Annotated in this window: 21 protein-coding genes; 9 read left to right on the top strand and 12 right to left on the bottom strand. The window is 71.5% G+C overall.

What is annotated here, in order from left to right; genetic code table 11:
• The first annotated feature begins 2 nt into the window (after positions 1-2).
• The 3 genes from FGX59_RS22320 (at position 3) to FGX59_RS22310 (ending at position 1,914) form a co-directional block, all read left to right on the top strand.
• Positions 3-245 (top strand): MoaD/ThiS family protein, encoded by a 243-nt coding sequence (locus FGX59_RS22320; RefSeq protein WP_138469342.1) that lies wholly within the window; start codon positions 3-5, stop codon positions 243-245.
• A gap of 265 nt (positions 246-510) precedes the next feature.
• Positions 511-1,116: a DUF1326 domain-containing protein gene (locus FGX59_RS22315; protein ID WP_138469341.1), complete on the top strand. Its 606-nt coding sequence runs from the start codon at positions 511-513 to the stop codon at positions 1,114-1,116.
• A 6-nt stretch (positions 1,117-1,122) separates the two neighbouring features.
• Entirely contained in the window at positions 1,123-1,914 is a 792-nt protein-coding gene (locus FGX59_RS22310; RefSeq protein ID WP_138469340.1) for a DUF2182 domain-containing protein, read from the top strand.
• Between the two features lie 6 nt (positions 1,915-1,920).
• Here the strand turns inward: FGX59_RS22310 and FGX59_RS22305 are convergent, their stop codons facing one another.
• On the bottom strand, positions 1,921-2,529 hold the full coding sequence (locus FGX59_RS22305) for a hypothetical protein (RefSeq protein ID WP_138469339.1): 609 nt from the start codon (positions 2,527-2,529) through the stop codon (positions 1,921-1,923).
• Positions 2,450-3,487 carry a BTAD domain-containing putative transcriptional regulator gene (locus FGX59_RS22300; RefSeq protein WP_171060780.1) on the bottom strand — a complete coding sequence of 346 codons (1,038 nt, stop codon included), beginning with the start codon at positions 3,485-3,487 and terminating at the stop codon, positions 2,450-2,452. Before FGX59_RS22300 ends, FGX59_RS22305 begins: the two co-directional genes overlap by 80 nt.
• A 181-nt stretch (positions 3,488-3,668) precedes the next feature.
• Here FGX59_RS22300 and FGX59_RS22295 point away from each other — a divergent pair, with 181 nt between their 5' ends.
• Together FGX59_RS22295 and FGX59_RS22290 are read left to right on the top strand one after the other, a co-directional pair.
• Positions 3,669-4,589, top strand: a complete 921-nt coding sequence (locus FGX59_RS22295) for an alpha/beta fold hydrolase (RefSeq protein ID WP_138469337.1) — start codon at positions 3,669-3,671, stop codon at positions 4,587-4,589.
• Entirely contained in the window at positions 4,582-4,785 is a 204-nt protein-coding gene (locus FGX59_RS22290) for a hypothetical protein (protein WP_138469336.1), read from the top strand. Before FGX59_RS22295 ends, FGX59_RS22290 begins: the two co-directional genes overlap by 8 nt.
• Before the next feature lie 349 nt (positions 4,786-5,134).
• Here the strand turns inward: FGX59_RS22290 and FGX59_RS22285 are convergent, their stop codons facing one another.
• Positions 5,135-6,340 (bottom strand): MFS transporter, encoded by a 1,206-nt coding sequence (locus FGX59_RS22285; RefSeq protein WP_206078411.1) that lies wholly within the window; start codon positions 6,338-6,340, stop codon positions 5,135-5,137.
• A gap of 106 nt (positions 6,341-6,446) precedes the next feature.
• Complete coding sequence (locus FGX59_RS22280; protein WP_138469335.1) at positions 6,447-7,367, bottom strand: LysR family transcriptional regulator; 921 nt, start codon at positions 7,365-7,367, stop codon at positions 6,447-6,449.
• Positions 7,368-7,487: 120 nt separating this feature from the next.
• On the opposite strand from FGX59_RS22280, the gene FGX59_RS22275 reads away from it, so the two are divergent.
• Positions 7,488-8,039: a hypothetical protein gene (locus FGX59_RS22275; protein WP_138469334.1), complete on the top strand. Its 552-nt coding sequence runs from the start codon at positions 7,488-7,490 to the stop codon at positions 8,037-8,039.
• A gap of 168 nt (positions 8,040-8,207) precedes the next feature.
• On the opposite strand, the gene FGX59_RS22270 is transcribed toward FGX59_RS22275, so the two are convergent.
• Positions 8,208-10,481 (bottom strand): FdhF/YdeP family oxidoreductase, encoded by a 2,274-nt coding sequence (locus tag FGX59_RS22270; protein ID WP_138469333.1) that lies wholly within the window; start codon positions 10,479-10,481, stop codon positions 8,208-8,210.
• 174 nt (positions 10,482-10,655) lie between these two features.
• On the opposite strand from FGX59_RS22270, the gene FGX59_RS22265 reads away from it, so the two are divergent.
• Together FGX59_RS22265 and FGX59_RS22260 are read left to right on the top strand one after the other, a co-directional pair.
• Positions 10,656-11,348: an NAD-dependent deacylase gene (locus FGX59_RS22265; protein WP_138469332.1), complete on the top strand. Its 693-nt coding sequence runs from the start codon at positions 10,656-10,658 to the stop codon at positions 11,346-11,348.
• Between the two features lie 200 nt (positions 11,349-11,548).
• On the top strand, positions 11,549-11,851 hold the full coding sequence (locus FGX59_RS22260; RefSeq protein ID WP_138469331.1) for an SH3 domain-containing protein: 303 nt from the start codon (positions 11,549-11,551) through the stop codon (positions 11,849-11,851).
• A 74-nt stretch (positions 11,852-11,925) separates the two neighbouring features.
• Here FGX59_RS22260 and FGX59_RS22255 read toward each other — a convergent pair whose 3' ends face one another.
• Positions 11,926-12,696, bottom strand: coding sequence for a hypothetical protein (locus FGX59_RS22255; RefSeq protein ID WP_138469330.1), 771 nt, complete (start codon positions 12,694-12,696; stop codon positions 11,926-11,928).
• Between the two features lie 281 nt (positions 12,697-12,977).
• On the opposite strand from FGX59_RS22255, the gene FGX59_RS22250 reads away from it, so the two are divergent.
• Positions 12,978-13,634: a L,D-transpeptidase gene (locus FGX59_RS22250; protein ID WP_138469329.1), complete on the top strand. Its 657-nt coding sequence runs from the start codon at positions 12,978-12,980 to the stop codon at positions 13,632-13,634.
• Between the two features lie 52 nt (positions 13,635-13,686).
• Here FGX59_RS22250 and FGX59_RS22245 read toward each other — a convergent pair whose 3' ends face one another.
• From FGX59_RS22245 to FGX59_RS22220, 6 genes are all read right to left on the bottom strand, one after another.
• Complete coding sequence (locus tag FGX59_RS22245) at positions 13,687-14,001, bottom strand: hypothetical protein (protein WP_138469328.1); 315 nt, start codon at positions 13,999-14,001, stop codon at positions 13,687-13,689.
• A 163-nt stretch (positions 14,002-14,164) separates the two neighbouring features.
• The gene (locus FGX59_RS22240) at positions 14,165-15,073 is read right to left on the bottom strand and encodes a BMP family ABC transporter substrate-binding protein (protein ID WP_171060779.1); all 909 of its coding nucleotides are present in this window, start codon (positions 15,071-15,073) and stop codon (positions 14,165-14,167) included.
• Positions 15,070-16,071, bottom strand: coding sequence for an ABC transporter substrate-binding protein (locus FGX59_RS22235; RefSeq protein ID WP_138469327.1), 1,002 nt, complete (start codon positions 16,069-16,071; stop codon positions 15,070-15,072). Before FGX59_RS22235 ends, FGX59_RS22240 begins: the two co-directional genes overlap by 4 nt.
• Before the next feature lie 3 nt (positions 16,072-16,074).
• Complete coding sequence (locus tag FGX59_RS22230; RefSeq protein WP_138469326.1) at positions 16,075-17,034, bottom strand: tripartite tricarboxylate transporter substrate binding protein; 960 nt, start codon at positions 17,032-17,034, stop codon at positions 16,075-16,077.
• A 31-nt stretch (positions 17,035-17,065) separates the two neighbouring features.
• Entirely contained in the window at positions 17,066-18,583 is a 1,518-nt protein-coding gene (locus tag FGX59_RS22225; RefSeq protein WP_138469325.1) for a tripartite tricarboxylate transporter permease, read from the bottom strand.
• Positions 18,584-18,586: 3 nt separating this feature from the next.
• Complete coding sequence (locus FGX59_RS22220) at positions 18,587-19,075, bottom strand: tripartite tricarboxylate transporter TctB family protein (RefSeq protein WP_138469324.1); 489 nt, start codon at positions 19,073-19,075, stop codon at positions 18,587-18,589.
• Positions 19,076-19,514 lie beyond the last annotated feature (439 nt).

The raw sequence follows: 19,514 nt of genomic DNA, 5'->3' as shown, positions 1-19,514 counted from the left end.
CCATGGTCACGGTCAACCTCTGGTCGAGCCTCTCGCGCTTCACCGGCGGCGAGACCGCGGTGGAGGTCGAGGCGGACACGGTCGCCGGGGTCCTCGACGGGCTGAAGGCGGCCTATCCGGGACTGGCCCCGATCCTCGACACCGGCGTGTCGGTGGTGATCGACGGCGAGATGGCGACCGGGCGGCATGCCTCGGTCGCCGGCGCCACCGAGGTCTTCCTCATGCAGCGCATGAAGGGCGGTTGAGCTTTTGCCCGCAAGTATCGGGAATAAATGAGAGACCGGGGCGGAAACGCTCCGGTCTCCGCCGTCAGGGCGCCGTCTTCCGCGGGGGGTGGCGCTGCGGGGAGGATCTCCCTTGGGTTGCGTTTCGCCAATTCATTTCACGTTTAAAATGTGATACCGTCCGGACAGGCAGGAACCCCGGCAGTCGATGCGGCCGTCCCCCGGCGGGACGCGCGCCGCGGTCTTGGCGCCGCCCGCGGGCGGCCTCTTTCCGGGAGGAACTGCGATGTCCTATTCGATCGAAGGCGATCTGCTGGAAGTCTGCAACTGCAACGTGCTCTGCCCCTGCTGGATCGGCGAGGATCCCGATAACGGCTATTGCGACGCGACGCTGGCCTACCGGATCAATTCCGGCATGGTCGACGGCATCGACATGAGCGGCGTGGTGATCGCCGGGGTGGGCAAGATCCCCGGCAACGTGCTCGACGGCAACTGGAAGCGCCAGCTCTATGTCGACAGCGCCGCCAGCGAGGCGCAGAGCCGGGCGGCGGTCGACCTGCTGCAGGGGCGCAAGGGCGGGCCGCTGGCGGATCTGGCGCAGCTCGTCGGCGAGGATCTGGAGCCCAAGCGCGCCGCGATCACCTTCACCCTGGTCGAGGGCAAGGGCATGCTGCGCATCGACGGCGTGCTCGAGGCCGAGATGGAGCCCTATCGCGGCCCGACCGGCGAGGTCACCACGCTGAACGAAAGCATCTTCACCACCATCCCCGGCGCCCCGGCCTATGTCTCGAAGGCCGAGTATTTCCGGCTGCGCGACGAGGGCACGGGGATCGATCTCGACATCGAGAAGACCAATGCCATCCAGGGCGCCTTCCGCTTCGAACACGCCTGAGCCGGGATGCGCAGCCTGATCCACCGCCGCGCCTTCTACGGGCTGGGCCTGGCGCTGGCGGCACTGGCCTGGATGCTGCTCTGGGCCTGGTCGCAAAGCCCCTATGCGCGCTATCTCGACCATGGCGACTGGACGCAGATCGGCCTGGCCGGGGCGATCTGCAGTGCGCTGCCCGCGGGCGAGGTGCTGTTTCCGGCCGCGCTCTACATCGCGGGCTGGGTGCTGATGCTCTCGGCGATGATGCTGCCGACGGTGCTGCCGGTGCTCGATGTCTATGCGCGGCTGATCCGGCGGCGGCAGGACCGCGCGCAGCTTCTGGGGCTGGCGATCGGCGGCTACCTGGCGGCCTGGATGGCCTTCGGCGCGGCGGCGCATCTGGCCGATCTGGGCCTCGCCGCGCTGGTCCGGCGCAGCGCCTGGCTGACCTTCAACGGCTGGGTGCTCGGCGCGGCGGTGATCGGGCTGGCGGGGGCCTTCCAGTTCTCGGCGCTCAAGCACCGCTGCCTGGAGCGCTGCCGCATGCCGGTGAGCTTCGTGATCGAGCATTGGCAGGGCCGCCGCGACCGGCGCAACGCTCTGCGGCTGGGCTGGCGGCACGGGCTCTTCTGCGTCGGCTGCTGCTGGGCGCTGATGCTGCTGATGTTCGTCCTCGGCACCGGCAATCTCGGCTGGATGCTGGTGCTGGGCGGGATCATGGCGGTGGAGAAGAACTTCGCCTGGGGCCGCCGGATCAGCACGCCGCTCGGCCTCCTGCTGCTCGGCTGGAGCGCTGCGCTCGTCGTCTCCGGCATGGCCTGAAGCGGCTCACTCGCGCGGCGGCAGCCGGAACCGGCCCTGTTTGGTGCCGACATACTGCACCAGCCCCTCGCGGGCCGAGCGCAGCACCCGCGTGCGGATCTCGAAAACGCCGCTGAGCCCCTCGTACTTGCCGGTCCCGCCCTGCCACTGCCCGGTGCCGACATGCGGCGCGTCGAGCGGCTGGCTGTCGAAATCGGCGCGCTCGAAGATCTGGTCGCCATCGGCATCGGTATAGGTGCAATGGACATGCTGCTCGAAGGTCCGCGCGGTCTCGTCGACCACCCAGCTGCCGAGGCAGCGCCCGGTCTGGCTGTCGAGGAAGGCGGCGTTCTCGGCATTCATCGCGGTCAGCGTCGCGTCGGTCAGCCCGGCATAGCGGCCCGGCCCGATCGGCAATGGCGGCGCCCCGGCCTCGGCATAGCCGACGAAATTCGCCGCGAACGGGCCTTCGCCCGCGATCGTGTCCGCCGCCGCGGCGGACAGGCCCGCCGCGCACAGCGCCGCGGCCGCCAGCGCGCGGGCCAGCCGCCGTGTCTCAGCAGCCCGCGGGATAGGGAAAGGCGGGCGGGGCGTCGCGGCCTGTTTCAGTGTAGAGCGCGCTCCAGCTCTGGTCATGGTCTCCTCCTTCGGACGGATCGATGCGCGGCACCGCGGTGCCTGGCGAGGCGCTGGCAGCACTGACCCAGAGCGCCACGGCGCTGCGCTCGGCCGGGACCGGCGGGCCGGGGGGCAGGGTGGCGGCCGCCTGGAAGAGCAGCGCGGCCAGCCCGGCCCCGGCGGCGAAGCCGCGCAGCGCGGCGCGGGGCGCATCCGGCGCGGGCAGGCCCTGAACCGGTCTTGCGAGAGGCGGGCGGGGCGCTGCCGGAACGCGCAGCGCCGCGGCCACTTCGGGGCCCGGCGCGACGCCGAGCTCGCGGTCATAGAGGCACAGGCAGGCGGCATGGGCCTCTGCCGCCGCCTGCCGTTGCCCCAGCCGGGCGCAGAGCGCGATCAGATCGGCATGGGCGGCATCCTCGAACGGCGCGAAATCGAGACGCTGGCGGGCGGCGGCGATGGCCTCCTCTGCCGCGCCGCGCTCTTCCAGAAGGCGCGCGGCCCGTCCGAGCAGCCGGGCAGAGGCGCGGTCGCAGCTGCTGCGCTCGGCGCGCAGCCAGGCCTCGAACGCGCGGCCGCCGGCATCGAGCCCGTCGCAGAACCCGCCGCGGATCGCCGCCGCCGCGTCCAGAACCGCCGCCGCGTCCTCCTCCGCCGCGCCGAGCAGCGCCAGGTCGATCTCGGCACGTCCGGGCTCGAGCCAGATATCGGCGTCATCCGTGCCGATCGCCCCGGCTGCCGCGCCGAGCTGGGTCCTCAGCCGCAGGAGGCATTGGCGCAGCGCATGGCGCGCCGCGGCGGTGGAGGCGGCATCGTCCCAGAGAAGCTGCGCCAGCGCCGCGCGGCCCCGGCGCCTGCCGGGCGCGGCGGCCAGGCAGGCGAGCAGGCCAAGCTGCTTCGGTCCGGGCAGCGCGATCGGCGCGCCTCCGGGACCGGCCAGGCGCGGCTCGCCCAGGAGCTGGATCTGAAGAAGGCACATCGGCGGTTTCCCTTCCCTTGGGGAAGTGTAGCATAGGGGCGGCGGCTTTCCGCGGAAAACTGCCATCCTGCGGCGCCGGCCGGGCGGCGTGACGGGGCATGTGACGCTGCCGTGACGTCGCCGCGCAGAGGCTGGAGCCGCGCCGGACCGGATCCGGCGACTCACCCGGGGAGACCGAGCCATGACACCCATCCTGAGAGCCGCCTGCCTTGCAGCCCTTGCCGCCCAGGCGGCGGGCCCGGGCATGGCGGCCGAGCTGAAGACCCTGCCGGTGGCGGGCGCCGCGCTGAGCTATGCCGAGGAGGGCGCGGGGCCGCCGGTCCTGTTCCTCCACGGCGCGCTTTCGGACCTCAGGGTCTGGGACCGCTATGCCGCGCCGGTGGCCGCGCAGGCCCGCTTCGTCGCCTATACGCAGCGCTATTTCGGCACGGCCGCCTGGCCCGATGACGGCGCGGCCTTCTCGCGCGGGACCCATGTCGCCGACCTGATCGCGGTTGCCGGGGCGCTCGATGCCGGGCCGGTCGATCTGGTCGCCTGGTCCTATGGCGGCGAGATCGCCACCTATGCGGCGCTCGAGCGGCCCGATCTCTTCCGTTCGCTGGTGCTCTACGAGCCCTCGGTGGAGGCGCTGCTCCAGGGGCTGCCGGGCGCGGAGACGGCGCTGGCCGAGTTCTCCGCGGGCCTCGGTCCGGCGATCGCGGCGCTCGGGACGGGCGACACGGAGGCGGCCGCGCTGCGCTTCATCGAGACGGTCTTCCGCCTGCCCGAAGGCGCTGCCGCAGAAGAGCCCGCGCCGTTTCCGGACTACTGGCGCGAGAATGGCCGCACGCTTCCGGTCTTTGCCGCCATGGCGCCGGGCGCGCCGGTCTCCTGCGGCGATCTCGGCGCGCTGGAGGTGCCGGTGATGGTCGTGCTCGGCACGCAGACCTACCCGCATTTCGCGATGATGGCCGAGCGGCTGGCGCAATGCGCGGGCAACGGGCTGCTGGTGCGGATGGAGGGGGTCGGCCATGACGGTCCCTACCGCCGGCCGGAGCGCTTCGCCGCGCTCGCGCTGGGGTTCCGCGCGCTGCTGCCGGAGCGGAGGAACCACGATGATTGAGCTGGCTTTCGTGATCTGCCTGGCCGCGAGCCCCGGGGCCTGCCGGGAAGAGTCGAAGATCTATGTCGACCTGCCGCTGCGGGCCTGCCTGCTGCGCGGCCAGGCCGAGCTGGCGCGCTGGAGCGGCACGCATCCGGGCTGGCTGATCCGGCGCTGGAGCTGCCGGCCGCTTGGCGCGGGCGCGGCGCGGCTCTGACCCGGGCCGGATGTTCGCCGGGATGGACCGCGGCCCGCGCCGGCCAGGGAACGGCCGCGCCGTCGATGCTCTGCTGGCTAGCTCGTCGCGTCATGGCGCCGGGGCGTCCCGCCTGCGTGGCACGCCCGTCCCGCCCGGTAGGACCTCCTCCACAGCGCCCACCTCGCGCGGCACCCGGCCGCGACCGGAAGCGATGAGGACGGTCCGTCAGGCGGGACGGCTGCGCCACGCGATGCGGGCGCCGGGCGGCTGCTGCGCCGCCAGCGCTGCGCCCGGCCGGGGGCGGAACCGGAGCGCTTCGCGAGGACAATGCCTCTTGTGTCGTATCCCCCCAGACGGCGGGACGCGCTCAGGCACGCCGCAGCCGTCCGGCGAAGAGCAGCGCCGAGACGAGGGAAAGCACGATCACCGCGCTGCCGTAGATCTCCGCCGTCCGCTCCAGCCCCAGATGCGGCACGGCAACCCCGGCGAGGATCACTGGCAGGCTGAAGGCCAGGTAGCTTTCCGTGTAGAAGGTCGAGAGCAGCCCGGCGCGTTCGGCCGGGTCGGCCCGCGGCAGGAGCTCGCGGAAGGCGCCGGAGAAGGACGCGCCGAAGCCCGCCCCCGCAAGCGCCACGCCGGCGAAGATCAGCGGCACCGAGGGCAGGGCCAGGGCGAAGAGGGCGAGCCCCATGCCGAGGGCGAGCGCGGTGGCCCCGGCGATCAGCGCATGCTCTGCCCGGATCCGGCGCAGCCCGGCCACCGCCGCCACCGCCCCGGCCATCAGCGTCGCCACGACCAGCGTGCCGGTCAGCGGCGCGTGCCGCCCGAGCGCCAGCTCCGCCAGGGCGGGCATCAGCGAGAAATTCAGCCCGCCGAGCGCCCAGCCCGCGACATTCACCGGCGCCACATGCAGGAAGCTGCGCCGCGCGGCGCCGGGCAGGCAGAGCTCTGGCAGAAGCGAGCGCAGCGCGCCCGGCCGCCGCTCGGTGGTCTCGGGCATCCAGCGGACCGCCGCCGCCAGCGCCGCCGAGAGGAGGAGCAGGAGAAGATAGACCAGCACCTCGGGGGCGGGGGCGTAGCGCACCAGCAGGCCGGAGCCGAGCGCGCCGAAGAACAGCCCCGAGAAGGCGGTGACGCTGTTCAGGAGCGGGCCGCGCAGCCGGTCGGTATCGAGGATCGCCGCGCCGAGCGCGGTGGTCGCCATGCCGGTGCCGAAGCCCTGCACCACCCGCGCCGCCCCGAGCCACAGCCCGCTCTGCGCCGTCATGAAAAGCGCCATCGCGGCGGCATTGACCAGGAGCGCGGCGAAGATCACCGGGCGGCGGCCGACATGGTCCGAGAGCGCGCCGACGGTCAGGAGCGCGGCCAGCAGGCTGAGCGCATAGACCGCGAAGATCAGCGTCAGCGCGCCGGGGCCGAGCCCGAAGGCGGCCTGGTAATGCTGGTAGAGCGGCGTCGGTGCCGCCGAACTGGCCAGGAAGGTGGCCGCGGCGATGGCGCAGAAGAGCGTGGTGGCGCGCGCCGGCATGCGGGCGCGGCGGGGCCGCGGCGGGTCGAGGGCGAGGCAGGTCATCGGGAACTCCGTTATCTGGCTGGTTGGCCGGAAGATGGACCTTCCCCGGGGTTCCGATAATGCATGGATGGATCGAAACTTTTATGCGCCGCACGCAAAGACGGGCTCAGAGGCTCCAGACCGGCGGGCTGCCGATGGCGCGGCGGATCTCGTCGGCCAGGACGCGGAACCTCGCCGAGGGCTGGGCGAGGGCGCGCAGCAGGTAGATGCCGGCCTCCTCGGCGTTCCAGCTTTCGGCGGCGGGCAGCAGCCGGGTCAGCGTGCCCGCGCGGATATCCGGGCCCACGACCCAGCTTGGCAGGAAGGCGATGCCGGTCCCGGCCAGCGCGGCCAGGCGCATCGCCTCGAAATCGTCGCAGCGGAAGACCGCGCCGGGGCCGGTGGCGCGCCCGGCCGGATGGCCCAGCACCCCGGTCCAGCCCAGCAGGTCGGCGCCGTGGAGCTTGTCGATCAGCCGGTGGCGGTCGAGATCGGCGGCGGTCTGGGGCGTGCCGTTCTGCGCCAGGTAGCCGGGGGCCGCGACCAGGTGGCGGCTCTGCCCGGCCAGCCGCGTCGCGATCAGCGTGCTGTCGGCCAGCGTGCCGATGCGGATCACCGCGTCGAGCCGCTCCAGCACCGGGTCGGCCAGCCGCTCGGTCAGGTCGAGCTCCACCGACAGCCCCGGATGCGCGCGCATCGCCGCCTCGGCCGCGGGGATGACATAGCGCTTGCCGAAGGTCGGGAAGCAGGCGATCCGGAAAGTGCCGCTGACCGCGCCGTCGAAGGCGGCGATCTCGGCATGGGTGTCGGCCAGCTCGTCCAGCAGCCGCTGCGCCCGCTCGAAGAGCCGCTCGCCCGCATCGGTCAGCGACAGCGCCCGGGTCGAGCGGATGAAGAGCGGCACGCCGAGGCTGGCCTCCAGCCCGTCGACCTGCCGCGCCACCGCCGAGGGCGTCAGCCCGCGCCGCCGCGCCGCGGCCGAGAAGCTGCCGCCGCGGACGACCTCGACGAAGACGCCCAGATGCTCGGCAAAGCGGGGATCGGCCATTTGTGCGCTCCGTGCAAAACGGTTTCGGGATCTGCAAGCCTTATCGGACCGGATGGGTCTACGTAAATCCCGCCCGTGGCCGGCCATCGGGGCCGCCGCCGGCAAGCAAAGGAGACTGCCATGAAAGTTCTCGACCGCATCCTGTCCCGTTCCGCCTATTCCGCCGAGATCGACCTGCCGCTGGAGCAGATCGACATCGAGGAGTGGCTCTTCAGCCTGCCCGAGGCCGAGTACCTGCGCTGCTGCCCGCCGGACCATATCGCCGCCGGGGTGACAACAACCGATGACGGCCGCCGCATGTCGATCAATGTCGAGATGATCGGCACCGGGCTGGTGGTGCAGCACTATGTCTGCGAAGAGGCCGGACCCGCCTATGTGCGGATGAACTCGATCTCGGACGTTTTCACCGCCAATGGCCGCACCCAGGTCAATGTCGTCTGGGAGCTGATCGCCGAGGCGATCGAGGGCGGCCGCACCCGCTACACCAACCGCGTGACCGCGCATCCGACCGATGTCTTCATGGACTTCCTCGAGGCGCACCAGCTGTCCTACGAGGCCGCCGCGGCCGCACGCCAGGACTCGGGCGGCGACCACAACCGCCGCGAGACGCCGCTTTTCGCCGCCAGCATCGCCCGGCGGGCAAAGGCGCGCGCGGTGCAGTCCGCCGCCTGACAGGCGGCAGGGCGGTCCGGTCCGGCGGAGCCTCTCCGCCCGGCCGGACTGCCGCGGCCGCGCCATTGCGCGGCCTGCGCAAGCGGAACGTCGCCCGCATGTCCCTCTCGACGCGCAGGCAGGCGCGGGGCGCCCGGCGCCGGTCCGAAAGACCGGCCCGGGGACGGCTCAGCCGGCGGGCAGGGCGCGGAGGCGCACCGGCACCGACTTGTAGGAGGGCGTGCCGCTCTCGGGGTCGTGGAAGCCCAGCGGCACCAGGCTGTTCGCCTCGGGATAGTAGGCGCCGACCGAGCCGCGGGCGATGTCGTAGTCGACCGCCGTGAAGCCGCTCAGCCGCCGGGTCCGGCCGTCGGCGAAGACCGTCTCCAGCTCCACCGTGTCGCCCGGCTCGATCCCCAGCGCCTCCAGGTCGGCGGGATTGACGAAGACCACGTCGCGCCGCCCGAAGACGCCGCGGTAGCGGTCGTCGAGCCCGTAGATCGTGGTGTTGTACTGGTCGTGGCTGCGCAGCGTGGTCAGCTTCAGCACCGCGGGACCGGAGACCTCCGGGTCCTCCTCGAGCCCGCGGAAGGGCAGGAACTCGGCGCGGCCCGAGGCGGTGTTCCAGACCCGCTCGGTCGGCGGCAGCGGCAGGCGGAAGCCGCCGGGCACCTGGATGCGGGTGTTGAAATCGGCGAAATCCGGGAAGACCGCCTCGATCTTGTCGCGGATGCGGTCGTAATCGGCAATCAGCCCCGCCCAGTCGACGCGGCTCGACGGCAGTGCCGCCATCGCCATCCCGGCGACGATCGCGGGCTCGGAGCGCAGATGCTCGGAGGCAGGGGGCAGCTTGCCGCGCGAGGCATGCACCATCGACATCGAGTCCTCGACCGTCACCGACTGCGCCACGCCGCCCTGCAGGTCGACCTCGGTCCGGCCGAGGCAGGGCAGGAGCAGCGCCTCGCGGCCGACCAGCAGATGCGAGCGGTTCAGCTTGGTCGCGATCGATACCGTCAGGTCGAGCGCGCCCATCGCCGCGTAGGTCTGCTCGCGGTCCGGCATGGCGACGACCAGGTTGCCGCCGAGCGAGATCAGCACCCGGGCGCTGCCCGCGACGATCGCCTTGACCGCGGCCACCGCGTCATGGCCATGGGCCGCGGGCGGCGCGAAGCCGAAGGCCGCCTCGATCCGCTGCAGCATGGCGGCGCCGGGCTTCTCGGTGATCCCGACGGTGCGGTCGCCCTGCACGTTCGAATGGCCGCGCAGCGGGCAGATCCCGGCGCCGGGCTTGCCGAAATTCCCCCGCAAGAGCAGGAGATTGGCCATCTGCTGCACATTCGAGGTCCCGGTCGCGTGCTGGGTCATGCCCATGCCGTAGGTGACGATGGTCGCCTCCGAGCGCACATAGGCCGCCGCCACCTGGCGCAGCGCCGTCACGCCGAGCCCGCTCGCCGCCTCGATCGCGTCCCAGCCGGTCGCCTCCAGATCGGCCTTCAGCGCCTCGAAACCGTTGGTGTGCTCGGCGATGAAGGCGTGATCCAGCGCGCCGCCCTCGGCGGCCTCGATCTCCAGCACCGCCTTCATGATGCCCTTGAGCGCCGCCGCGTCGCCGCCGACCTTCACCTGGTGGTAGCTCGAGGCGATGTCGGTCGAGCCCAGCGTCGCCATCTCCAGCGGGTCCTGCGGATCGGCGAACCGCTCCAGCGCGCGCTCGCGCAGCGGGTTGAAGACCACGATCGGAACGCCGCGCCGCGCCACCTCGTGCAGCGTGCCCATCATCCGCGGATGGTTGGTGCCGGGGTTGTGGCCCATCGCGATGATCATCTGGCAATGGTCGAAATCCTCGAGCGAGACCGTGCCCTTGCCGATGCCGATCGATTTCGGCAGGCCGACGCTGGTCGCCTCGTGGCACATGTTCGAGCAGTCGGGGAAGTTGTTCGTCCCGTATTCGCGCGCGAAGATCTGGTAGAGGAAGGCGGCCTCGTTCGAGGCCCGCCCCGAGGTGTAGAACTCCACCGCATCCGGATCCGGCTGGGCCTGCAGCACCGTGCCGGCCAGCGCGAAGGCCTCCTCCCAGCTCACCGGCAGGTAGCGGTCGCTGTCGCGGTCATAGCGCATCGGATGGGTCAGCCGGCCCTGGTTCTCCAGGTCGAAGTCGCTCCAGCCGAGCAGCTCGGTGACGGTATGGGCGGCGAAGAATTCGGGCGGGGCGCGCCGCTTGGTCGCCTCCCAGGTCACCGCCTTGGCGCCGTTCTCGCAGAACTGGAAGGTCGAGGTATGCTCCTTGTCGGGCCAGGCGCAGCCGGGGCAGTCGAAGCCCGCGGGCTTGTTGGTGCGCAGGAGCGTCACCGCCGCGTCCGAGGCGTCCATCTGCGTGCGGATGGCCTTTGCCGTGGCGCGCAGCGCGCCCCAGCCGCCGGCCGGATTGTCGTAGCGGGCGATGCCGGGGATGGGCTTCTTCATTGCGATCTCCTGTGTGCAGGCGGGAGGCGGATGGCCAGCGGCCCGGGCCCAGCGTCGCAGAAGGGGACGCGCTTGTCTTGCATCTTCCTGATCTGCGCTTTGCTGCCGTCTTTTGCCCCATTGACCGCGCCGGGCGCAGGCCGGAACAAGGCGCGGGCGGCACAGGAGGCTGAGATGGCGCGGATCGTGATCCTGACCGGGGCGGGGCTCTCGGCGGAAAGCGGGCTGGGGACCTTCCGGGACAAGGACGGGCTCTGGACGAAATACGACCTCGAGGACGTGGCCACGCCCGAGGGCTTCGCCCGCGATCCCGGGCTGGTGACGGGCTTCTACAATGCCCGCCGCGCGAACCTGCTGGCGGCGGCGCCGAACGCGGCGCATCTGGCGCTCGCCGAGCTGGAGGCGGCGATGCCCGGCGAGGTGCGGATCGTCACGCAGAATATCGACAATCTCCACGAGCGGGCCGGCAGCCGCGCGGTCTGGCACATGCATGGCGAGCTGATGCGCGCGCTCTGCCAGGCCTGCGGCGCGAAATGGGACGCCCCGGCCGAGATGCGGGTGGCCGATGCCTGTCCCTCCTGCGGCAAGGCGGCGACGCGGCCCGACGTGGTCTGGTTCGGCGAGTATCCCTATCACATGGAGGAGATCTGGGACGCGATCCGCGCCGCGGAGCTCTTCGTCGCGATCGGCACTTCGGGCCAGGTCTTTCCGGCGGCGGCCTTCGTGCAGGACGCGTCGCGTGCCGGGGCGGAGACGCTGGAGCTCAATCTCGAGCGTTCCGAGGTCAGCCATGATTTCGAGGAGACCCGGCAGGGACCGGCGACCGAGATCGTGCCTGCCTGGGTGGCGGAGATGCTGGGGTGCTAGGCACGGCCCGCCGGATCCCGGCAGCTTTTCCTTGGTTTGCAAATGGCTGGCGGGCAAAGTTCATCCGGCCCGCCGCCATGGCCCCCTGTTGCGCGCTTCCCGCAGCCGGCGCGGTCCGGGGGCGCCGGCGGCCAGGCGGCTATTTCGTTCCGGGCCCGTCCGGAGTAGGCTGCCGCCGAGGCAGGAAACAGGAGAATGCGATGCGGAAGGCCATCCTTTTCGCGCTATCGGCGGCGGCTGCGTCCGCGGTTCCGGCGGTCGAGCCCGCCCTGGCCGCGTCGCTCGGGCGCTACGAGGTCGTGGGCGTGGGCGAAGACGACATGCTGAAGATGCGCGCGGGGCCGGGCACAGGCTTCAGGGTGATCGTCGGGCTTCCCGACGGCACGGTGCTGCAGGTCCATAGCTGCCAGCGCACCGGCGGCACGCGCTGGTGCAGCGTTTCGCTGGACGAGGCGCGCAGCCTGAAGGGCTATGTGTCCGAGCAATACCTGCAGAAGATGTGACCCCCGGCGCGGGCCGGATCGCATGAACTTCCATCGGCAAGTCTCTGGCATTGCATGGAAAAGTCGGGCCGGGATCAGAAGCGGAACGTGGCGCCGAGCAGCGGCCCGCTCTGGTGGACGTCGTAGGTGATGCCGTCCTCGCCGTAATCGACGGCAAGGTGCCGCCAGGCCATGGTCAGGCCGAACCAGTCGTTGAGCGCGTAGCTCGCCCCGGCCATCACGCTCCATTCCAGGTCGGCGCCGAGGCCGAAGCCGCCGACCTCGGCATTGCCGAAGATCGTCCAGCTCGGCGCGGCCTGGTACTGGCCGGAGATGCCGATGAGCGGGTCGATCCAGTCGGCATCGGTCTTCTTCCTCAGCGTGCCCTGGCCGGTCGAGGGCTGGGTGCGCACGGTGAAGTCGTTGTCGAGCCACCAGGCGCGCGCGCCGATATAGGCATCGACCAGCGAGACCGGCGTCTGCGACACGGTCCGCCCCACGGCCAGGGCCAGCGTGGTGGTCCGGCTTTCCACCTCGACGCTGGCGACATCGGGGCCGTTCACCGAACTGGAGGAGGTCGTCTGCACCGAGGAGCTGTCGAGGAAGACCACCCAGGGCCCGTTGCGCGCGCTGGCAAAGAGGAAGAGCCCGTAGTCGAGATCGTCGAAGATGTCGCCGAAGGACAGCGAGACATCCTGCGCGGGCAGCCCGGGCACGGTGCCGAGATCGCCGTCGAGCCCGGCCATCCAGCCATAGGGCGTGACCTTGAACTCCCAGCCGGTCTGCGCGGCGGCCGGTCCCGCAGCCGGGAGCAGCGCCGCCGCCAGGAAAATGGCGAGGACAGTGGCGGAAAGATGCGGTGTCATGGCGTACCTCTGGCAGAAGGACGGAAAACGCATTTCAAGGCCTGAATACAAAGCATTCGCCCTGTATTACCCCTAAGTCAAGAGATTTGCCGCGGCCCGCCTCGCGCAGCCGGGCGGCCGTGCTCCGGCGGGCGGCCGGCACCCGCAAAGGCCCGGAAAATGCCGCGAATCTGTGACTTGCGCTGAAGCGCGCGGGGGTGGACACTCGACCCGTGCGGACATCGCCATAGTTTCTGTCCGGAACGCTTCCTGTGCCACCCCCAGTCGAGAGCCTGCTGCCAATGCTCACTAGACGCCATTTCCTGATGACCAGTGCCTGTCTTTTCTCCGCGCCGCTCGCGCAGCCTGCCGCTGCCGCGACGGCCGGCCAATGGGCGCAATGGGACGCGCAGGTCACGCCTGCGGGCTACAACCCCTCCACCACCAATATCTGGGGCTTCAACGACCGCTTCCTGCCGACCCGGGTCGAGGCCAATCCCGGCCTGACCCCGGGCGACATCCATGTCGATGCGGTCGCGCGCTATCTCTACCACATCCAGGGGGACGGCACGGCCAACCGCTACGGCGTCGCCATCGCCCGCGGGCGGCTCTACGAGCCCGGGCGCTACACGATCCGGCGCAAGGCGAAATGGCCCAGCTGGACGCCCACGGCCGAGATGATCGCCCGCGATCCGCAGCTCTACTCCCAGCATTCCGGCGGCATGCCGGGCGGTCCCGGCAACCCGCTGGGCTCGCGCGCGCTCTATCTCTACCAGGGCGCCCGCGACACCTATCTGCGCATCCACGGCACGCCGCTGCCGCGCTCGATCGGCGGGCGCGCCAGCTCGGGCTGCGTGCGGATGGTCATGGTGCACATGATCGGGCTCTACGACAATGTCGCCGTCGGCAGCCGCGCCACGCTGCACCCGGCCGAGAACGCGCTCGGCGCCCAGAGCTGATCCTGCGCTGACCCCGCCGCTGACCCCGCCGGGCCCGGCGGGGATGCCGGGCTCAGCCCGCCGCGGCGGCGGGCGTCGCGGCCTTCGCCTCGACCGAGGCGGCGGTGCAGATCGGCCGTCCCTCGCGGGTCAGCAGCGGCAGGAGCGTGGTCTCCACCGGGCCGCGATGCTCGTACCAGTAGCAGCCGTCCGCGGGCAGGATGCGGGCGGTCTCGACATCCTGGTAGGGCGCGGCGAGGGCGCGGATCTCGTCCGAGACGGGGCTGGGCGCATCGCTGCCGGGCACGGCAAAGGCCGCGGGGTCGCAGCCGCCGAGCCCTGCGACCAGGACGAGGATGAGCGGCGCGGAAAGCATTCTGGAAGCCATCGGGTCTTTTCTCCGTTCGACATCTTGCCCCACGTTCCACGGCCGGGCTGCCGCGTGCAACCGGGCATCTCCAGATGCTTCGAAACGGAGGGTTTTTCTGCATCAGGCGGCGGCAGGCAGCGCGCAGGGCGGCAGTGCCGGACCCGGGGCCGCCCGCGGCGCCCTAGCCTGGCGGCGGCAGCTCCGGCCCGTCATAGCCGCCGGGCACCGCGAGCTGCCCTGCGGCGATCTGGCGGGCCAGCGCCGCCAGCTCCTCCGCTACCGCCGCGCCGGCATCCGGGGCGAGGGCCAGCCGCACCGCCCCTTCGGCCAGCCCCATATGGCGGACCGCCTCCGGAGAGACCCCGGCCAGCATGTCCTCCGCCGCCTGCAGCACGCCCAGGTCGATGCGCGCCACGGCCGAGCCGAGATAGAGCGCGGGGTCGGCCGCGTACCAGTCCGAGACATTGCCGATCTGGCGGATCCCGGCGGCGCGGCAGGCGCGGCTCGCGCCCTCGCGCGCGGCATTGAGCATGGTGAAGAGGATATCCGCGCCTTCGCTCGCGATCCGGGCGGCCCAGGCTTCGGTCACGGCGCTGTCATCCTGGGTGCCGCAGAAGCCGGTCAGGAGCCGCACCGAGGGATCGGCATGGGCCACGCCCGCGGCGAAGGCGGCGCGGCCCTTCAGCCCCGGCGCGACGCGGTGGCCCGAGAGATGGCCGACCGTGCCGCTTTGCGTCAGACGCGCGGCGAGGCAGCCGGCGAGGAAGGCGGACTGCTCCTGCAGCACCTCGTAGCTTGCCAGGTTGGGCCCGGTGACGGCGCCCTGGACCACGGCGAAGGCGCGTCCGGGATGGGCGGCGGCGATCTGGGGGGCGACGCCGTTGCCCTGGCCGCCGATGACGATCACCCCGTCGCTGCGGCCCGCGGCGGCCTCGAGGCCGCGCATCATCGCAGAGGGCTCGAAGGGCGTGCCGCTGACGATCTCGATCTCGGCCCCGGGCAGGCGGCTTGCCGCCTCCGCGCCCTCGAGCGCGCTGGCATTGAAGCCCCGGTCCTGCAGGGCGCCGATGAAGAAGACGGCGATTTTCACGGGGAACCTCCGCTGCCGGGCATCCGCGCCCGCTCGGACGGGGGCGGCAGGAAGCTGCGGTCGAACACCTCGGCCGGGGCAGGGCAATGCGCATAGCCCTTGGCGCCGGCGATCAGCCGGGCGATCTCGGCCAGCCGCGCATCGGCGATGTCGCCGAGCCCGTCCCGTGCCGCGGCATCGCCCATCTCGAGCGCCAGCGTGCCCTCGAGCCGTGCGAGATTGGCGGCGCGGTCGATGTCCGGATTGCGGCGGGCGACGGCCTCGATCGCCTCCTGCGGATCGGCGGCGGCCTCGGCAATGCCGCGGCTGACCGCGCGGCAGAGCCCGGCCACCGCCCCGGGATGGGCCTCGCGGAAGCCGCGGTCGACCATCAGCGCGCCGCCGCCGAAGGCCGGGGCATGCTCGGCCCAGGCGAGGTGGCGCAGCCGCGTCCCGGCCTCGATCCCCGCCTCCAGCGCCTGCGCGGCCAGGGTGTTGACGAAGCCGAAGACGCCGTCCCAGCGGCCTGCCAGCATCTCGGGGACCATCTCGGTATGCGGCGCCCCGGAAATGTCGATCGAGACCGTTGACGGGTCGAGCCCGGTGGCGCGGCAGAATTCCGGGAAGAGCAGCATCGCGGCGTCCTGCGGATGCGAGACCAGACGCCGCCCGGCCAGATCCGCAGGGCATGCGATCGGCCCGGCGGCATCGACCGCGATGGAATAGGGCGGGCGGTTGTGGATCGCCATCACCGCCACGGGCGTGTCGCGGCGGCCCTCGGCGCGCATCCGCGCCAGCTCGTTCAGGTCGCCATAGCCCGCCTCGAACCCGCCGGCCGCCAGTGTCTCTACCGCGCGGGCGAGCGAGCTTCCCTCGGTGAAGGCGACCTCCAGCCCCTCCGCGGCGAAATGGCCGTTATCGGCGGCCAGGAAGAACCAGGCCTGCGGGCCGGAATAGAAGGTGTTCAGGATGAAGCGCAGGGGGAGAAGCTCCCCCTGCCGGGCGATGGCCGGTCCCATGGCTCAGCCGCCATTGACCTTGGCGGCCGCGATCAGCGGGGCCCAGGTCTCGATCGTGCCGCCGACGAAGGCGGTGAAGTCCTCGGAGCTCATCGCGGTATGGGTGATGCCCCATTCGGCGAGCTGGTCGACCACCGGCTGCATCGCCATCACCGCCTCGACCGTGTCGTGGATGGTCGCGGCCATCTCCGGATCGATGCCCGCGGGGCCGGAAAGGCCGGTCCAGTTCTCGACGACGATGTCATGGCCGAGCTCGCGGAAGGTCGGGATCTCGGGGAAGAGCGGCGAGCGCTCGGGCGCGGCCAGCGCGATCGGCAGCGCCTCGCCGTCGCGGATCAGGTCGCGGTTCTGGGCGAGCATGTCGTAATAGGCCTCGAGCACGCCGGCGCGGAAATCCTGGATCGCCGGGGCGCTGCCCTGGTAGGGGACGTGGATCTGCTCGATCCCCAGGTCGATATCGACCGCCTTGCCGAGGATATGGGTGATCGAGCCGACGCCGGAGGAGCCGTAGGTGATGCCGTCGGTCCTGGCCACCTCGACATAGTCGTCGAGCGAGGCGATGCCGCTATCGGGCTGCACGAAGAGCGCGGGCGTCGAGGCGCCGAGATAGGCGATATGGGTGAAGGAGGCGAGCGGGTCGTAGGGCAGGCTGTCGAACTGGGTCGGCGCGATGGTGAAGGGCGCGTTGTTGCCCAGGATCAGCGTCGTGCCGTCGGGCGCCTGCTGGGCGACATAGTCCGCCGCCACCGTGCCGCCCGCGCCGGGCCGGTTGTCGACCACCGCCTTCTGGCCGAACTCGCTCTCGAAATACTGCGCCAGGATGCGGGCGATCAGGTCGCTGGTGCCGCCCGGCGGGAAGGTGACGACGATGCGCACCGGCTCGTCCGTCCATTTTCCGGGCTCGGCAAGGGCCGGGCCGGCCAGCAGGATCGCGGCGGCGCCGCAGAGGAGGAACTGTTTCATGGATCAGGGCTTCCTTGGTCTTGTCAGGGGGTTACTCGTCGGAAAGGGCCAGGGCGGGACGGCCGGCGCGGCGCGCCTTCATCGCCGCGAAGAGCGACCAGGCCAGCAGCAGCACGGTGGCGGCGATCAGCGTGCCGCTGATCGGCCGGGTCAGGAAGACGGAGGCGTCGCCGCGCGACAGCAGCATGGCGCGCCGCAGCTGCTCCTCCATCATCGGGCCGAGCACGAAGCCGATCAGGAAGGGCGCGGGCTCGAAGCGGAAGAGCCGCATCAGGTAGCCCGCCCAGCCGAAGGCCAGCGTCAGCCAGATGTCGAAGACGTTGTTGTTGACCGAATAGACGCCGACGCAGATCAGCACGATGATCGTGGGATACATGTAGCGGTAGGGGATCTGCAGCAGCCGCACCCAGAGCCCGATCATCGGGATGTTGAGGATCAGCAGCAGCACGTTGCCGATAAGGAAGCTCGCCACCAGCCCCCAGAACAGGTCGGAATGGTCGACCAGCAGCCGCGGCCCGGGCACGATGCCGTACATCATCAGCGCGCCGATCACGAGCGCCATGGAGGCGCTGCCCGGCACGCCCAGCGTCAGCGTCGGGATGAAGGCGGTCTGGGTGGCCGAGTTGTTGGCCGCCTCCGGCACCGCCACGCCCTCGATCGCGCCCTTGCCGAAATTCGCGCGGTTGGGCGAGAGCTTCTTCTCCACCGCATAGGCCACGGCCGAGGCGACGGTCTGCCCGGTGCCGGGCAGCGCGCCGAAGAAGCTGCCGATGCCCGCGCCGCGCCAGACCGGCCCGGCCATCGCCTTCCATTCCTTGCGCGAGGGGTAGAAGCGGGCATAGTCGATGGCGTTCTGGTGCGCCCCGGCCGCATTGGCGCGGATCGAGACGATCAGCTCGCCCACCCCGAAGAGCCCCATGGCGACGATCACCAGATGCACGCCGTCGCGCATCTCGGGGATGCCCATGGTGAAGCGCTCGGCGCCGGTGGTGATGTCGACCCCGACCGTGCCCAGCATCAGCCCGGCCACGACCATGGCGATGCCCTTGACCGGGCTGCCATTCGACACCGCGGAGGCGGCGACGAGCCCCAGCAGGATCACCGCAAAATACTCGGTCGGCCCGAAATTCAGCGCCAGCGAGGCCAGCGCCGGGGCGAGCACCGCCATCACCACCATGCCGATCAGCCCGCCGCCGAAGGAGGCCACTGCGCTGGCGAAGAGCGCGATGCCTGCGCGGCCGTCGCGGGCCATCGGATAGCCGTCGATGCAGGTGATCGAGGAGGAGGGCGTGCCGGGGATGTTCATCAGCACCGAGGCGATCGAGCCGCCGTATTCCGCGCCGTAATAGACCCCGGCGATCATCACCAGCGCGGCGGTCGGGTCGAGATGGAAGGTCAGCGGCAGGAGCATCGAGATCGCCGCCATCGAGCCGATGCCCGGCAGCACGCCGATGAAGGTGCCGAGGAAGACGCCGATGAAGCAGTAGAGCAGGTTGACGGGCTCGAGCGCGACCAGCAGCCCCTGGCCGAAACCTGTGAGGATATCCATGGCTCAGTTCCAGGCGAAGGGCTTGAAGGGCAGGCCGATCAGCCCGATGAAGAGCCCCCAGCAGCCAAGCGCCACCACCGCGCCGAGCGCCGCCTTGCCGGGGAATTTCAGTGACGGGTCGGGCAGGCTCGCGGTGACCGTGGCCAGGAAGACCCCCGGCACCAGCCCGATCCTCCCGACGCTCAGCGCGAAGATGGCCAGCGCTGCGCCGATCGCGGCAAACGAGATCCAGTCGGGCCGCTCGGCCTCGGAGCTGTCGCGCAGGTCGCCCGCGATCACGGCCAGCGACAGGATGGCCAGCGCCAGGCCGGTGATGACCGGAAAGGCGCCGGTGCCGAGCCGCCGCGGCGTGCCGGTGCCGAGCTCGAGCCCGCCGATGACGAAGACGGTGCTGAGCGCCAGCAGGGCCAGCCCGCCAAGCGCGCCGAGCCAGGCATGGGGCGGCCGTGCGGTCTCGCCGGAGCGGCGGAGCCGGCGCAGGAAATCTCTCATGGCGTGACCTTTCGCGATGGCGGGACCGGGGCGGAGGTCCCGCAGATGGTATCCCCCCTGAAGCAATCGAAGCCGGGCCGTGGCGCGCTGGCAATCCCGCCGCTGCGCGCGGGCCGTGCGGTGCCGCGGCTGCCCGGGTTTTGGGCAGGTGCCGCGCCGGATCCGGGCCGGCCGGGCAGAGCTGCAACCTGCGCGGCCGCGGCGGCGGTGCTGCCGAGTCGCGCGGTCCGGCCTGCGGATGGACGCGGTGTTCCTGCCGCCTGTCCGGACAGGGCGGGTGCCGTGCAGATCGGTGCCATCGAGTCGTCCCCAAGTTCGCACAGGAGCCTAGCGCGGCGTCGGCGTTGCCATCTATTTCAAGTTTGTCCATGCTGCATTCGCAAACCGGCAATGCCAGACGCCGCCGCGCCGCGGTCCTTGGCCCGGGGCGGGGAAATGC

This window comes from Poseidonocella sp. HB161398 (genome assembly GCF_005870025.1).
In the GTDB taxonomy this organism is placed as follows: domain Bacteria; phylum Pseudomonadota; class Alphaproteobacteria; order Rhodobacterales; family Rhodobacteraceae; genus Mangrovicoccus.
This window is presented reverse-complemented; position numbering and strand designations above follow the sequence as displayed.